The sequence below is a fragment of the Alistipes sp. An116 genome, from assembly GCF_002161005.1.
Classification (GTDB): Bacteria; Bacteroidota; Bacteroidia; order Bacteroidales; family Rikenellaceae; genus Alistipes; species Alistipes megaguti.
The window spans coordinates 18,703-33,536 of sequence record NZ_NFLR01000024.1 but is presented as its reverse complement, the minus strand read 5'-3'; the positions used below and the strand labels follow the sequence as shown (position 1 = coordinate 33,536).

General features: G+C 48.9%; 12 protein-coding genes and 1 pseudogene. 2 read left to right on the top strand and 11 right to left on the bottom strand.

The features are described 5' to 3' along the window. Window positions 1-93 precede the first annotated feature (93 nt). The 7 genes from B5E60_RS12150 to B5E60_RS12120 form a co-directional block, all read right to left on the bottom strand. Window positions 94-3,840 carry an Eco57I restriction-modification methylase domain-containing protein gene (locus tag B5E60_RS12150; RefSeq protein WP_087312001.1) on the bottom strand — a complete coding sequence of 1,249 codons (3,747 nt, stop codon included), beginning with the start codon at window positions 3,838-3,840 and terminating at the stop codon, window positions 94-96. A 6-nt stretch (window positions 3,841-3,846) separates the two neighbouring features. Beyond that, window positions 3,847-4,866 carry a restriction endonuclease subunit M gene (locus tag B5E60_RS12145; protein WP_087311995.1) on the bottom strand — a complete coding sequence of 340 codons (1,020 nt, stop codon included), beginning with the start codon at window positions 4,864-4,866 and terminating at the stop codon, window positions 3,847-3,849. Window positions 4,867-5,097: 231 nt separating this feature from the next. Then, complete coding sequence (locus tag B5E60_RS12140; protein WP_087311993.1) at window positions 5,098-6,306, bottom strand: site-specific integrase; 1,209 nt, start codon at window positions 6,304-6,306, stop codon at window positions 5,098-5,100. 5 nt (window positions 6,307-6,311) lie between these two features. Next, window positions 6,312-6,974 (bottom strand): hypothetical protein, encoded by a 663-nt coding sequence (locus tag B5E60_RS12135; RefSeq protein ID WP_087311991.1) that lies wholly within the window; start codon window positions 6,972-6,974, stop codon window positions 6,312-6,314. Window positions 6,975-6,976: 2 nt separating this feature from the next. After that, window positions 6,977-7,915: a relaxase/mobilization nuclease domain-containing protein gene (locus B5E60_RS12130; RefSeq protein ID WP_087311989.1), complete on the bottom strand. Its 939-nt coding sequence runs from the start codon at window positions 7,913-7,915 to the stop codon at window positions 6,977-6,979. Continuing rightward, window positions 7,912-8,277 carry a plasmid mobilization protein gene (locus B5E60_RS12125; protein WP_087311987.1) on the bottom strand — a complete coding sequence of 122 codons (366 nt, stop codon included), beginning with the start codon at window positions 8,275-8,277 and terminating at the stop codon, window positions 7,912-7,914. The genes B5E60_RS12130 and B5E60_RS12125 overlap by 4 nt, the downstream gene beginning before the upstream one ends. Window positions 8,278-8,469: 192 nt before the next feature. Continuing rightward, complete coding sequence (locus B5E60_RS12120) at window positions 8,470-8,910, bottom strand: DUF3408 domain-containing protein (protein WP_143260757.1); 441 nt, start codon at window positions 8,908-8,910, stop codon at window positions 8,470-8,472. 546 nt (window positions 8,911-9,456) lie between these two features. On the opposite strand from B5E60_RS12120, the gene B5E60_RS12115 reads away from it, so the two are divergent. Together B5E60_RS12115 and B5E60_RS12110 are read left to right on the top strand one after the other, a co-directional pair. Beyond that, on the top strand, window positions 9,457-9,768 hold the full coding sequence (locus B5E60_RS12115) for a helix-turn-helix domain-containing protein (protein WP_087311985.1): 312 nt from the start codon (window positions 9,457-9,459) through the stop codon (window positions 9,766-9,768). Window positions 9,769-9,809: 41 nt separating this feature from the next. Further along, window positions 9,810-10,112: a helix-turn-helix domain-containing protein gene (locus tag B5E60_RS12110; protein WP_087311983.1), complete on the top strand. Its 303-nt coding sequence runs from the start codon at window positions 9,810-9,812 to the stop codon at window positions 10,110-10,112. A gap of 93 nt (window positions 10,113-10,205) precedes the next feature. On the opposite strand, the gene B5E60_RS12105 is transcribed toward B5E60_RS12110, so the two are convergent. The 4 genes and pseudogenes from B5E60_RS12105 to B5E60_RS14495 form a co-directional block, all read right to left on the bottom strand. Continuing rightward, window positions 10,206-10,580, bottom strand: coding sequence for a transporter (locus tag B5E60_RS12105; protein ID WP_087311981.1), 375 nt, complete (start codon window positions 10,578-10,580; stop codon window positions 10,206-10,208). Continuing rightward, complete coding sequence (locus B5E60_RS12100) at window positions 10,552-11,859, bottom strand: site-specific integrase (protein ID WP_087311979.1); 1,308 nt, start codon at window positions 11,857-11,859, stop codon at window positions 10,552-10,554. The genes B5E60_RS12105 and B5E60_RS12100 overlap by 29 nt, the downstream gene beginning before the upstream one ends. Next, a complete protein-coding gene (locus tag B5E60_RS12095; RefSeq protein WP_087311978.1) occupies window positions 11,856-13,139 on the bottom strand; it encodes a site-specific integrase in 1,284 nt (427 codons plus the stop codon). Before B5E60_RS12095 ends, B5E60_RS12100 begins: the two co-directional genes overlap by 4 nt. A 483-nt stretch (window positions 13,140-13,622) precedes the next feature. After that, a pseudogene (locus tag B5E60_RS14495) lies at window positions 13,623-14,692 on the bottom strand (IS256 family transposase); the annotation flags it as partial. Window positions 14,693-14,834: the final 142 nt, after the last annotated feature.

The window sequence follows — 14,834 nt, the reverse complement described above, 5'->3', positions numbered from 1 at the left end:
TGCTCCTTGCAGTATTGAACTATCTCTGCGATTCCTTCTCGTGTAAGCATCTTTCCTTTTTGGCGCGAAGTTACCGCTCTTGAAATAAATTCACTATACGCACTTCACCAGTTGCTTACTTTTTAAATAAGCTACAACATTCTTTGCCTCCTTCTCATCTTGACATATTTTTACTAACAAATAAGATTCAGAACAAATTTCATTTGGACCTAAGACCTCTATCCTAGATAGTATTCTCTTTCGACCTTCTTTATCTGCTTGTCCTGCATGTTCTGCCGCTGTTTTAGAAACTATAACTTTCCACTTGCCTATAAGTTCCCTATTACTTTTTATGGTATTAGGTGCTACATAAAAAATTCCCTTGCTGCTAAAAACGGAAATAGCTGCATTGAATGCAATTTGCGTTGTCAAATCAGCATTAGTTATAGAGAAAGGATTACGGCTATATACAATAGATGAAAAATACTTTTCAGCTTTCACTTTTTGAATAATAGCTACTGATTCACTATTTCTAACAAACGATTCTTGTGCGTCAAGATATCGAATATCAGAACTGCGTTGATTCTTATTCACATTTACAAAAGTACATGGGCCAATATATTTTTTATTCCATAGGAAATAGCAAATGCCACCTGCTATATCTACAGTTGTAAAACAATCTCTTGAATCGGCAAAATCTGCAAGATATGATATATGTTTATCATGAAGCATATCATTACGGAAATCATATAGACCTTTCCCTCCAGTATACCATTTTGCAGGCATTATCATGCTCAAATATTGTGGCTGCATTCTTTTAGCTATTCCTATAAATCTATTGTATACAGGTATTGCACTAGTTCCTGCACCTCCTCCGTCCATAACCTGATACGGTGGATTACCTACTATCGCATTGAATTTCATATTGTCATCATCATTAGCTTTCCAGAACGAGCGTCCCTTTGCCATCTTCTCTATAAAGTTCTGGGGCTTGTTCTTGATTTGGTTGATTAAATCCTCGAAATAACGTGTGTTTACTTTAGCCTTTCGGAAGCCAACGAGTGTCCGTTTGGTGATGCTTTTCGCCATCGGCGTCTTGCAAACCACAAAGATGTTCTCGGCAACGGTCTTGTCCCACACCGCCTGCTGCGCTTCAAGTGTATCGGCAGAAATGGTGCTGTCTTTCAAGCGTGCGCGGTAAATACTGTAAGCCATATAGAGCGGATATAAGCCCGACTTGGAATTGATTTCAAGGATACGGCTGTCAGTGGTGAACACTTTTTCCGTCACTTTGCCGTGGTCGATGAAACGCGGCTCGTCGATGGTATGCTCATAATCCTTGTCAAAGAAGCAATAACCTCCCAAACAATCACCCAAGTGCATGTTCACCACACGCCATGGGGTAAGCACCGTTTCCTTGTCGGGATTGCGGAACGTGCTGAAGATGTCCGTGATGCGTCCGATGCGCTCCTCCACACTCAACTTATCAGCGGCTTTCGCCATCGCACGGATGCGCTTACCTGCGGCACGGAAGATGTCCGGGTCATAGTATTTCTTGAAGGCGTTGAAACGTTGTTTGCTGACACCCTTCGGCATGAACTCCTCCCACGAGCGTGGGTCTATTTTCTCAGCGAAATTGTCAATGGTGATTTCCTCGTCCTCGTTATCCAGCTCCGCACCGTAGATAAGCAGGGGCATACGGATGGAGATACCGCGGAGTATGGAGATAGCCGCCTCGCGGTTCTTCGTTTTCTTTCTCAGTTCCTCCAGCCTGCGTTTTTCCTCCTCGGTCAGTTCCTTCTTGGGCTTCTTCTCCAGCTTCTCCTTTTCCTCGTATTCCTCATTGTTCAGTCCTTGGTTGTTGATGTCCACCTGATTGGTCTTGGGCATGGCCTTGGTCTGACCGATGATTTTCTTCAAGGCGTCGAACTCCTGCAATTCCAAATCGCCCAATTTCAGAAGCTCGTCATTGTACAGGCTGTTGTCCTCGAAGCCGTTGCGCACGACGCGCTCCACATAGACCTTTTTCAACTGTTCCAGCATACGCGGCACGTCGAACTTGTCCATGCGCGAGCCTTCGATGGAAATGACCGGGCAGAAGTTGAGGAAGTCGCCCATCGTCTTGCGGTCGTCCTGCGAGGTCTTGCCAGCCTTGGCGGAAATCTTTGCGGTCTCGGCAAGCACTTTCAGCGTGCGGTCGGGGGCGAAGTCGAACACGTAGCACTGTTCCTTCACCCGTCCGTTGATGGTGGCGGGTGTCTGCACGCGGAAGATGGTCTGCATATAGCTGGATGCCGCCGTATTGTATGAGCCGGAGAGCATGAACACGGCAGTCCATGCCGGAACGCTTACGCCCGTGGTCAGCCGTCTGCAGGACAAAGTAATGGTACGTGTCGCGTCCGGGTCTTTCCCGATGGCCTCGTTCACCATTTCAAGCGCGCCTCGGTTTTCCTCATCTTCGTCACCATCGCCCGCCACGTTTACGATGTGGAAATGCTGGAACATGGAATGCCTTTGCAATAACGCGCTCAACACCTTGGCCTCCTTCACGCCCGGCACCATCCACAGCGTATGGCGGAACACGTTCCTGTATTCCTCGTTGGCGAAAGGATAACAGCTGTCCTTGTCCTCCTTAGTCAGCAGGTTGAGAAAAGCGGAAACGTCACGTTCATGGATAAAGCCGCCGTTCTTGTCCACCCGGAAGAACTCGCGGAAATTAAATGCCACGTCCTCATCGACGAATTCATTGAGCAACCGTCCGAGGTCGTAAGTGTAGATATTCATGGCAGGCAATGCCGCATACGGATTGGGGTCTCCGAAGTGGGTCTGGTCCCATTCGTGTTTGGCACGCTGCTCCATCACGTAGTCCCACGTGTAGATTTCATTCTCCTTGAAATCGTCCAACAGATTGAACGGCGTTCCGCTAAGGCGCAACACTTTCGTGTCTTCTTTAACCAATTCGGCCATCACCGCCTTTCCGAGTTCGGTCTGCGTGCCTTCGTGCGCCTCGTCCACGATAATCAAATCCCAGGGCGTGGCGAATACCTCGTTATTTTTGTCGAAGTTGCCGCCTACGACTTCTGACCCACGCAAGTCCTGCATGGAGGCGAAATAGACATAATGAAGTTCGTCTATCCTTGCCCTGCGTTCAAGGCTGGCATGGCTCTCGCCGTTGTTCTTGGAACCGTAAGCGAAATTGGTGCGGTCATAGAATATCTTCCCGAAGTCCTCGAACCATCCGCTGTCCACCACTGGACGATGGGTAAGGATGAGCGTCCTTTTAAAGTCCATGTCCTTGACCACCTGCAAGGCGGAGAGAGTCTTGCCGAAGCGCATCTTGGCGTTCCATAGCATCTGGTTACCTTTCCTGAACTGCTTTTCCGTTTTCTCAATGGCCTCGCACTGTTCGGGACGGAATATGATGGGGCTGCGCCCGTGTGCCACCTCTCCCGGCAAAAGGGATTCCTTGCCCTCCTTGACAGCAGCAATGGCACGCTTTACTACATCAAGCGTGGTCACGAACCATTCGTTGGCCTTGTTCTCCTTGTCAAACACTTTCCTTTTTACGCCGGAACGCTCCAGTACGGCATGTACCTCCTTGTCGTTGAACGTACACAAGCCGCCACGGTTGTACAGCGTCAGTTCGGTGTGTAACAGTTCGTAGCGTATGCCTGCGGTCTGCGTGTATTGGTTGATGCGCTTCCTTGCTGCCTCATTCAGCGGCTTGCTGTTCGGTGCCAGCCCGATGACGCTCTCATCGTCACAGGTAGCCTCGCCGATTTTCAGGCAACCTTCGTGTACGGCATCGTTGATGCGGAATACGTATATCAGCTTCAGTTTAAGGGAAGAAAAGTATTTCATAGGCATTCATTTTAGGAGGTCAATGTATCGGATTCGCTTGCCTTTGCGCCCCGTCTGTGGGTCTTTGGCGCGCCAGTCCTTTATGAGGCAGTAAGTGCCGTTATGCCTGAAAATGTTGTCCGTGCGGCATCCCTCACAGGTGGTCACAGTCCGTGTGGTTTCCCCGAAAAGGTCTGTGGACATTTCCACCCTTTCGTGGCAACTGTCAGGCACGACTCCTTTCAGCCCATCCATCTGCCACACGTTCCATGAAATGATGTAGGCGATGTAGTTTACGGACTTCGCCAACGGGTCTTTCCCGAACTTGGCACGGTAGTATTCGACAAAAGAAGCAAGCATGGATTCACGGGCAATGAGCAAACTGTCGCCCTGCCATTCGTAGGCATAGAGGCTCTTGTAGGCTTCCTGCGCGGCTTCCAGCCATTCACCGGAAGTCTTGGTGTTCTCACTGACAACACGCAGTTTGCGGTCAAGCAGTCCGATACGGTCAGAAAGCGGAATGACCGCGCCTGTGGTGGTGTCATAGCGGCTGACTATATAGGGTGCCTCGCCGCAGGTGATTTCAAGACGTGTGTCACGGACATAATCCTTCCATGTCTTTCCTTCGGGGAAAGAGATTCTTTCGGGATTCGCTTTCCAGCCGTGTGTGCCGTCCTCTGAAGTGTATTCCGTATTGAACACGTCTTTCCTGCCAAACCATGCCTCGTCAATCAGGTTGTTCTGTGCGTTGCATACCCATGCAGGGGTGAACACCTCAGCCATGTCGCGGACACGCGCCGACTGGGTGTCCTTGTGCTTCAGGACACGGGGCATGATGACCTGACCGTTGGCACCCATGATGAGTTCGGGCAATATCGGGTCACGGTAGTAATACCCTTTGCCAAGGTGTTCATAGTCGGAAGTCGCCCAGAATATGTTGCACACGGCATCGCCCCTGCTCGTCGTATGGTCTTTGAGCAGGGTGGACAGCAATCCGATGGAAGCCTGCAAGATGCTGTTCTCCAATATGTCGGCTGTTTCAGGCACGTTGATACACTTTGGTTAAGGTGTATCTCCTGACGGGAGAACATAATACCTGATAATCAAGCCGTTTATTTCTCATTTGTAAAACAACAGCCGTTTCAATGCTGCTTTAATGCTTGTTTGACGCATTTTTATGGAGTGCAAATTGCCCGTTTTTCACAAAAATGTGTAATTTTGCATCCGATAGTGTATCTCCCGTCAGAAGCACCCCCATTATTCCCAAACAACTTCCGATTACAAGTCTTTCAGAATAAGCAAGTTCGCTTTGTCTATCACCGAACCGTCCAATGACGCGAGGTAGATGCGCGTGGTTTCCTCCGAATCGTGTCCCATGCCCTCGCTGATTACAGAAATTGGTATGTTCTTGCTTTTGGCGATGCTTGCCCAAGAGTGCCTGCTCACGTACATGGTAAGCGGCGCGACAATGCCGCACAGCCGGGCAATCTCTTTCAGGTACTTGTTGATGCGGAACAGCGTGCTTTTGTATTGGCTGCGCAGTTTTTTGGAAGGCAGTTTCAGGATAGGGAGCAGGTAATTACCAGAACATCCTGCGGCATATTTCGCCACAGTTTCCTCCATGCAGCTTTCCCACCTGATGTGGAGTTGTTGTCCGGTCTTGTGCCTGCGGTAACTCAATATGCCGTTCTTCAAGTCGGATTTCTTCAGATAAGCCATGTCGATGAACGACATGCCTCTGGTGTAGAACGAAAAGAGGAACATATCCCTTGCCAGTTCCCAATGCGGCTTTCCCGCCAGGTCAAGTTCCTTGATGCGTCGGATGTCCTTCAGGGATATGGCGCGTTTCACGGTCTTGTCCATTCCCTTATAGACATGCCTGAAGGGATGTTTCTGTGCGGTCAGCCCCTTTTCCACTGCACGGTTGTAGGTGGCGCGCAGGATGCGCATATAGAAAGATATGGTGTTCAGGGATGCGCCATGCGTTTTCAGCCATGCCTCGTATTCCATTATCAAGTCCTCATCCATATCGTCCAGCTGTATATCCTTGTTCCGCCTGAAACGCATGAAGCTGGACAAAGCGGACGCATAGGTTTCCGATGTGCGTTCCCTGTTCAGGCGTTTCAGTTGCCCAATGACGGAATCCATGAAATTGAAGAACGATTGCAGGCTTGTCTGTTTTCTGTAGCCATCCACGATGGCATCTGCCGAGCAGACACCTTTGAGCGTCAGGTCGCGGATGATATTCTCCAGCCGCAGTACGTCACGACTGATGTATTTTTGGATAATATGAAGATGGTGTTTCCTGTCCGCATCAGCCTGAGAGGGAACCGTTACGGACGATGTTCCGCCGTTCCACTCGCTTTCATGTACATGCAGCTCTGCCGTAATCTGGCGGACCGCGCGGTTGTGTATCACCTGATAGTAGATGCTGCCCTCCCTGCCGTCTGTGACAGAAGGACGGAATTTCACTTTTACCGATGCCATTCACGTTACTTTTTGTTATTACCATTTATTCGTGTCACTTTCAATTTCTCCTGCATCAGACTGTCGGACAACGTCTTTAAACCCTTATCGTAGCCGTCAGCTTCCTGCCGTATCCATTCGATGGCTTCCTCGTTGCGGTGGATGTCGAACACGTCATTCAGCCAAAGGATATGATTGGCGTTGCAGCCTCCCCATGAGCGGATGACACGGAACTTCAACGCATCGTCCGCATATTGGCGTTTAGCTTTCCAAAGCTCGATATTACCCCAAACTGAGAGGGTACACACGATACCCATACCGACCAAGAGAGAAAACACCTTGTTGGACTTGATGTCAAAGATGTGACGATGGATATGTTCTTGCGGCTCATCCTGCCGTTCTTCCGAACTTCGGGCAAACGATTCTTTCAAATCACGCAACAGGTGTAGAATCCGGTTCGATGTGTTAACCTCCGCCTCCCCGAACTTGGTCAGCATGGCTTTCGTCTGTGCCTGAGGCTCCTTTGCAGAACTGTCGAACAAGTCCTTTATGGGTGTCAAATCCACCGTCGATGATTGTCCGTCTGATTGATTGTTGGTTGCTTTTGGAGTGTTCTCCAACTTTCCGTTGATACTCTTGAGGTCATTCTTTATGTCCTCAAAGAGCGTGTAAACTTCATTGTTGTCCATATTTAGAATCTTATTTTACGTTGTCTCTTTTTCTTGTTCTTGCGTTTTAGCTGTTCCTCGAAATAGTTCTCTTCTGATTGACTGTCAGTAGCATTTGGCATAAATAAGCCAATAGAACCACTGTACAAATCATCGTTGCCTCTTGATTCTGGTTGAAACGTGGGCAGTTCTTCATGCCGCGAGGGCGGTTGCATTTCCATTCGCTCTGTGCGCTTGTTGCGTTCCAATGCAGTGTCAATCTTGGAGAAACTGAACCGTCTGTCAATCTTGGAGCCGCTGAACGAATAGCCATTCATGGTGAAAACCACACCCTGTACCTCGTCCGACTTACCCTTGTACTTGAACCGCATTTCCACTCCTTGTTTCTTAAGATTAGCGGCAAGAATGTTCCAGTTTCCACACCTTGAAACCTCCGATGTAAGGATGGAATAAAGCCCGTACTTGGTCTTGTCCGGTTCTTTCAGGCGGTGCTGCTTCACCCGTTCCTTGCCGCTGGCAAAGTACAGGTTATATTTCCTTGTCAGTTCCTTGCAGATGCGTGCGCTGCGTATCCGCTCGTTGCGGTCACTGATTGTCCTGCCATTATTGGCGATTCGGTTGAACGCTATATGCACGTGCGGATGCTCCTTGTCGAAGTGGCGCACGATGAGAACTTGTGTATCGGTTATCCCCATTTGTTCCAAGTATTCCAACGCTATCCCTGCCATTGCGCGGTCTGTCAGGCGGTGTTCATCCTCCTTATGAAAAGCCAATGAGATGTGTCCGACAGGCTTCGTAACCTTTGGATTCATCTTTAATTGTGCCTCGAAGCTCATGGCGATGGTGTCCTTGTTCTCGGCAAACAGACCGTCACAGACAAGGATTTTAGCGTTCTTTTCCTTGTCAAGAATATAGTTGACCACACCCCTGAAACAGCTTCCATTTACGATTTTAGCTATCATAGGAGGATAAGGTTAAGGAGTTCCTCAATCCTTGCCACGAGTATGCGACACTCCATCCTCACCGTAACAAAGCCTGCGGCGTTCGCCTTGTGCGCAAGCTGGTTCAGGTTGTTTGCCATGCCGCAAAGCTGGCGGATGTAACCCGTATGCTCCTGCGTGAGTCGTTCCTTCACCTGACCGTCCCTCATGCAACGGCGCAGGAACTCACCTGCGGATATGCCCGCATTCCGCGCCTTGCCTTTCAGCGTGTAGTAGTCCGATGTCGCCATCTTCACCGTGAGGCGGTATTTCAGTTTGTCTGCCGCTCCCTTCTTTGGACGGCCTCCTTTGTTCCTGTTGTCAGTTTTCCGTTTCTGTTCCATTGGTTTTTGATTGATTTCTATTGATTAGAATGTGATTACTGATTAGACCAACGGGATGTAGCTTCCACGGAGTTTCGGAGTGGGAGCAGGCGGTTTCGGTATGCCCGAAACACAAACTTGCTCCTCTCAAAACTCCGTTGGATTGGTTCAGGGTAACTCCGAACTACATCCCGTAAATCAGCCCTTTAATTCTCAGAGTTTACGCCATGCTTCGATGTCCTCCCCGTAGGCGGCAAGATGCTGGCGTGCGATGTTCTCCACCAGTCCCGACACGCTCATACGTCGCTCGCCGAACATGCGGACGATGCGGTCGAGGGCATCGCGCGTGCTGTGGCTGAGGAACACGGGCTTGCGGTCTTCGATGGACGGTACGCGGAGAAATTCCTCCTTGTATTCCTCCAGCGATGCACGGCGTTGCTTGCCGCTGATGCGGCGTACCACCTGTGGAGTTTTGTCCGCCTGTTCCGGCACGGCTTCACCTGTCTGTTCCTGTACAGTTTCATTTGACTTTCCCTGCTGCTCCTGTGTGTCGGCAGGCTGTGGTTCGGGCTTCGGTGTTTCCATACTCGGTTGATTGCCTAAAAAATCCTGCAATGTTGCATCCATACTTTGGCTGCTTACGTTTTTCTTCATACTTGTTTGAATTAAATGTTTAACAATGTTGGCCGTTGTGCGCACATTTGACCGATTATCGGTTGCAAAGGAAATGGCTATAAAACAGACAGTCAAACGATTGGGTGGGCTGTAGCAACAATGTATGGTTTTGCACTTTGCGCATAGCCTGAACGGTACAGGCTGCGCCGTTTTGCCATTGTGCATGAAACGGGCATTGGGAATTTTAAGGGCTTAATTGGAGCGGTCGGGGCGGATTTAAGGAAATACCCTTTGAGAAACAGAAGAACGCTATTTTAAGGTTGGCAGAAAACCGAAGAACGCCATTGGCTACCACACCAACGCCAAATGCTGCCACGCAAGTGTGAAGCGGTTGGATTATGGGCTGAATGCCTTTTCTTTGTATCACAGACGCTTGGAACGGGCATTGATGGTCAGACGGATAACGCCACTCCCGACCACTTGCTGCCACAAGCTACCACCAGACTGCAAAACCATTGTTTCAAGCGGACAACGGATTTACTTTGCAGGCAAAACGGATTATTAACACTAAAATCAGTATATAAAATGAATGTAGTAATTATTTCGAAAGAAAAGTACGAAGAAATGGTCGGCAAACTCAACCGCCTGTCCGACCGGGTAAATGAAATCCTCCGCAAGAGGGAAGGGAAACGGCTCAGCCGTTGGATGGACAACCAAGAGGTCTGCCAACAGTTGCGCATCAGTCCGCGAACCTTGCAGACGCTCCGCGACAACGGTACGCTGGCTTACTCGCAAATCGGGCACAAGATTTTCTACAAGCCGGAGGACGTGCAGCGCATCGTCCGTTTTGTGGAGGACAGACGTAAGGATGCAGCCTATCGTGGCTGTAGCATCTAATCAGACAACATAATGTACAACCACTAAATCCACTGTAAATCATGAATGACTTGATTCTTGCCGACCGTGAATTGGAGGTCGGCTTCATCGGAAAGCTGGATGCCCTGTTTGAAGGCATCGAAAGAATGGACGCAAGCCACAAGGCTTTGTCAAGTAACGAACAGTTCCTGACGGACAAGGAGGTCTCGGCATGGCTCAAGGTGAGCCGACGCACCTTGCAGGACTACCGTAACAACGGGATGGTGTCCTACTACCAGTTAGGCGGAAAAATCCTGTACAAGGAGTCCGACATCGAAAAGCAGCTGATGAGCGGCTACAGGAACGCTTACCGCTTGGAGACGTAAAACTGAACGTGCAAAAACAAAGAAAGCCGACGGGCGGACAATTTACCTGCCACCATCGGCTTTCTCTGTACAGGAAGGTCGTTTCGCTTCATTCTAACACGTGCATCGTGAATGGGTGTCAGATAGCGAAAAGAACAAATGGATGGAATTTCCTCTATTGAAAGAACAGAGTTTATCCATGATGAACCGCCGGAAAGCCATACTCTCCCGACTTCTCAGCTTGAAGGAAACGGCTATCACCATTTCAAGGCTGTACACGTCATAGCAAATCCTGTCGTCCTGCCTGATGTGCCGCACCGTTCCCTCTTCCAACAATTCCCTGTTCTTGTAAATGGCAGCAATAGCCTTGCGGATATAGCAGCCGAACACATTGAACGCATCGCACATCTCCTGCTGCGTCATCCATACGGGAGCGGTCGGCATCGTGACTGCCCCGTTTTCAGTGATTGTGATTATTCCCCTGTCCATAATGTATGTTTTTGATGTTTTCCTTATCCTTGTTCCATTCCGGCATACGGAACTTGTTGCCTATGCGCTGTGTCAGTTTCTTCATGTCCTCGTCCACTTTCTGATGGGTCAGTCGGGCGTAGATTTGTGTGGTGCTCATGCTCTTGTGTCCCATCATCTGGCATACGGTTTCCAGCGGAACTCCCTGAGAGAGAGTAATCAGGGTTCCGAAATTATGTCTTGCCATATGGTAGGTAAGCCGATGTTCTATACCGCATACTTTGGCAAGTTTAGGCATGTTGTTGGTCATGGCTGAACGGCAGGGCATATTGAAAAGTTTATCGCTTTTCCGTTCGCACTCGTATTTCTCCATAATTTTACGTGGAACATCAAGGAGAAGTATGCTGCACTCGCTTTTTGTCTTTTGGCGTTTGAATTTTATCCAAAGATTTCCTTGGCCATCCCTACTTAGGTTAGAAACATCCAGATTGCACATATCCGCATAGGCGATGCCAGTGAACGTGCTAAAGACAAACAGGTCGCGGACAAAACACAGGAACTTTTCCCGGATAGGCGTATTCATCAGCCTCTGCAACTCGTCCGTTGTCAGATGGCGGTGCTTCCTCAACGCCTTTTCAGGCGAGAACGAAGCGAACGGATTGTATTGGATTGTGCCTTGTGCCATTGCCGTCCTTGTCATTGTTTTCAGCATGATGATGTGGTTTTCTATGGTCATGCCTGAAAATCCTTTTTCCACACGCAAGTAATTGTCATACTTTTCTATGAACGCATAATCCAATTGTTTGAGAGGGATGTCCTCAATGCCATAATGTTCACGGATAAAATTCTGGAGATTGCAATAAGATGTCTTATGGCTTCTTAGAGTACTTGGCGCACGGTTGATACCCACACGTTTGGCAAAGTCTTCCATATACTCACGATACAGCTCCAACAACTTCCGCTTGTGTTGCCCGATGCCGTTCACGGCGTTCTTGACAAGTTCTGCTGTGATATACCCCTGTTCGTCAAGAATTTCTTTGTAATAACGGCGTATGTCCTCTTCAATCTTGTCTATCTTGGCATTGGTTTCTTTGGCGGTGCGGCTTTTGCCTGTCAGACGGTATGCCTTGGCATCCCACAAATCAGGTTGTACATCCATTTTCGTTGAAAACTGTGCGACCTCGGTGTTGATGGAAATCCTGCCCATGAGCGGACACAAGCCGTTTTTCTTTACCTTTTGTCGGTTGATATAAAACAATACGGCGAAAGTATTGTAAGTGGTCTTTCTCTCCTGTCTCATGGTTTCATCCTTTTGGCACGTTTGATTTGGGGTGTTGAGATAACAACTTCCTCCCTTTCATTGTCTGTCAACTCGAACTTGTTACTGATACGTTCTTGTAATCTGCTCATATCCTCGCTTACCTTGTCATTGGTAAGATGCGCATAAATTTGTGTAGTCCTCCAGTCGCGATGCCCCATCAATTCGCGTACCGTATCAAGCGGAACTCCCTGAGAAAGAGTGATTACCGAGGCATAGGTATGTCTTGCCTGATGAAAGGTCACCCGACGTTCGATTCCGCATATTGACGCTATCTTTTTCAGATTGATGTTCGTCTTGCTGCAACTGAGCATCGGGAAAAGTCTGCCATTAGGAGCTATGCCACGGTACTTGTCAATAAGTTCCAATGGCAAATCCAGCAATGGAATATGGAAAGGCGTTCCTGTCTTTCTACGCGCACTATGAATCCACCAAACACCGTCCTCCGCTTTCAAAAGGTTCTTTCGGGTAAGATTGCGTATGTCGCTGAAGGCAATGCCGGTGAACGCGGAAAAGAGAAACACGTCACGCACAAGATTGAGGTTAGGTTTAGGCAATGGAGTGTTCATCATCTGTTCCAGTTCTTTTTCAGAAAGGAACTTCGGAACAATCTGCGGATAATCAAACGTATAACCGTTAAAAGGGTCTTTACGCAAAAGTCCGTCATTGAGTGCAGACTTGATGACGCTGCGCAAGCGTCCGATAATGTTGTTCACTGTCCCCAGCGCCATTTTCAGGTCTGCACGGAGATAGAGGTCAAAAGAGGAAACAAAGGACGGGGTAAGAGCTTGGAACGGCATATCCTTTACATGATATTTCTGTCTGAGAAAATCTTTTAAGTGGTTCAATGCCACACAATACCGTTTATAAGTTTCCATTTTTCGGTTTGTGCCGACTTTCTCGTAAAACCGTTCATTGCATTTGCCATAAAACGATACAAGGGTTTCCTGCTCGGATGAAATGCCCTGAAATGCATTTTTCACCTCCAACGCTGATACGGTTTCCTTTTTCGCCAACAAATCCTTGTAAGCGGAATGGATATCCAGTGAAATTCTGTCAAGCTCCTTGTTGGTGGCTGCGGCCGGCTTGCTTTTGCCTACAGCCCTTCCTGACTTGACGTCCCATAGGGAGGGAATGACATACACCTTGGTGCTGAACTGCACCATTGACTTGCCGATACGGATTCGTCCCAAGACAGGCACCGTCCCATCGGCTCTTTCCTCGTTCTTCTTGAGGTAAAACGTTACTTTTAATTCTTCCATAAACAGCTCTATCTTTTGTTCACAAAATTACAGCCAATAGAGCTAATCATCCGTTTGCAGAATGGGGCGGACGAGTGCAAGAAAATCCGTTGGATGACTTTTTTAACCCATTATGGAAAGGAAAGCCTCACAAGCAGGATAAACCTTTGTCCTACAGCCCTGCTGAAAGGATTTTGGAGAGGCTTCTTTCGCCATAAACAGGTAATGCATTCGTAACGGAAAACTTGCATATATCCGCTGCATCTTGCTTTTTTGCCACTTGGCAGCGATAAGAAGAAAATGGAAGTTTACACGTGTGATTCAGTGAGTTACGTTATTTGTCGCAATCTTGCTTTTTTGATGCTCGATTTAGTAACGAGCAATATTCTCTGAATTACTCGATTCTGCATAGTCGAAAGAACGCTTCTCAAATACAAAAATAGAAAGTAAAACGATTTTCTCCAAATTCATATTACGGCCACGGAAAGCCAGCCCCAATGAGGGGGCGTTTCTGCGGCTAATGGGCAAAACCGACTCCTCGCAGGGCATGGCTCCCCGCATGCGTGTAACCCGTCGAAAATCCTTCTGCAGACGCTCGATCCAGTTCGTCGTGTAGATCTTCGACTGAATCCTTGCCTCATAGTTCAGATAGGTGAAGTGGGCTTTGTAGGCCGGATCCTCCGCCCGTCGTCGAAAACTGCGGTAATCCTGCTCCCATTTCACACAGAGTCTCTGCCATTGTTCCCAGGCCCTCTCTACTGTATAGCTGCGATCCCCTGTACGGAAGGAAGACCTGCCGCAGATCCTCGGCCAGCTCTCCCTTGTCGCCGTTGCGCACGCAACTCAGCAGATTGCGTTTCAGGTGCGTCGTACAGCGTTGCAGCGGGGTTCCGGGAAAAACCGCACTGATGACATCCTCCAGACCCTTCAGCCCATCGGCACACACCAGGCCAATCTTCCGAACGCCTCGTTCCTGCAACTCTGCGAGCATCTCGCCCCAGCCCAGGGCGCTTTTCGTGGGCTTGTTGAAGATCCCCAGCACTTCACGCCGCTTGTCTTCACGCACGGCAAGTACCACATAAAAAGCTTCTGTCTCTACGCTCCGCCTGCGGTGGATCTTATGTGTACGCAATCGATGAAGACGATTGGGTAATACGCCTCCAGAGAGCGCGTGAGCCATTGAGAGACATCCTTGCGAAGATAGTCCGGCATCCGCGAAATACTCGTCTTGCTGTAGTGCTCGCCGTAGATATCCTGGAATACCTCGCCAACATGTTCTTGCGTAAGTCCTTTCGTATACAATGTTCCGGCAAGGCGTTCGCATTCGTCTTCCTGATGGCGCAGGACGCCAGAATCCGGGGATGAAAGTTCCCGTAGCGATCACGGGGTATCCGGAACGTCAGCGTACGGCCATGACCGTAACTATGCCCCGGTCGGAAGCCGTTGCATTTATTCCCTGATGCGGAGTTTTCCCGGAGATATTCCCGGCGTTCCGAAAGCATCATACTCTCCAATAAGATCTCCAACAGATCCTGAAGGCCATTTTCCCGCTCCGAATGTTTGCCTCGACAAATCTAAAAAATCTGTAGACTTTTTATTTGTCCCCAAACACACTCTTTGAAACAGTATCCTCCCAGGAGGAGTTGCGCGAGTTGATGGGCCGATTGTCCGGACGCCCGGTCGACCCGACGCCCCATACCGGCTTCGGTCGGCCGC

Bases quoted from the DNA above. Each gene is read 5' to 3' on its own strand.
- B5E60_RS12150 (WP_087312001.1), bottom strand. From the start codon at position 3,840: ATGAAATACTTTTCTTCCCTTAAACTGAAGCTGATATACGTATTCCGC.
- B5E60_RS12140 (WP_087311993.1), bottom strand. From the start codon at position 6,306: ATGGCATCGGTAAAAGTGAAATTCCGTCCTTCTGTCACAGACGGCAGG.
- B5E60_RS12135 (WP_087311991.1), bottom strand. From the start codon at position 6,974: ATGGACAACAATGAAGTTTACACGCTCTTTGAGGACATAAAGAATGAC.
- B5E60_RS12130 (WP_087311989.1), bottom strand. From the start codon at position 7,915: ATGATAGCTAAAATCGTAAATGGAAGCTGTTTCAGGGGTGTGGTCAAC.
- B5E60_RS12125 (WP_087311987.1), bottom strand. From the start codon at position 8,277: ATGGAACAGAAACGGAAAACTGACAACAGGAACAAAGGAGGCCGTCCA.
- B5E60_RS12120 (WP_143260757.1), bottom strand. From the start codon at position 8,910: ATGAAGAAAAACGTAAGCAGCCAAAGTATGGATGCAACATTGCAGGAT.
- B5E60_RS12115 (WP_087311985.1), top strand. From the start codon at position 9,457: ATGAATGTAGTAATTATTTCGAAAGAAAAGTACGAAGAAATGGTCGGC.
- B5E60_RS12110 (WP_087311983.1), top strand. From the start codon at position 9,810: ATGAATGACTTGATTCTTGCCGACCGTGAATTGGAGGTCGGCTTCATC.
- B5E60_RS12105 (WP_087311981.1), bottom strand. From the start codon at position 10,580: ATGGACAGGGGAATAATCACAATCACTGAAAACGGGGCAGTCACGATG.
- B5E60_RS12100 (WP_087311979.1), bottom strand. From the start codon at position 11,859: ATGAGACAGGAGAGAAAGACCACTTACAATACTTTCGCCGTATTGTTT.
- B5E60_RS12095 (WP_087311978.1), bottom strand. From the start codon at position 13,139: ATGGAAGAATTAAAAGTAACGTTTTACCTCAAGAAGAACGAGGAAAGA.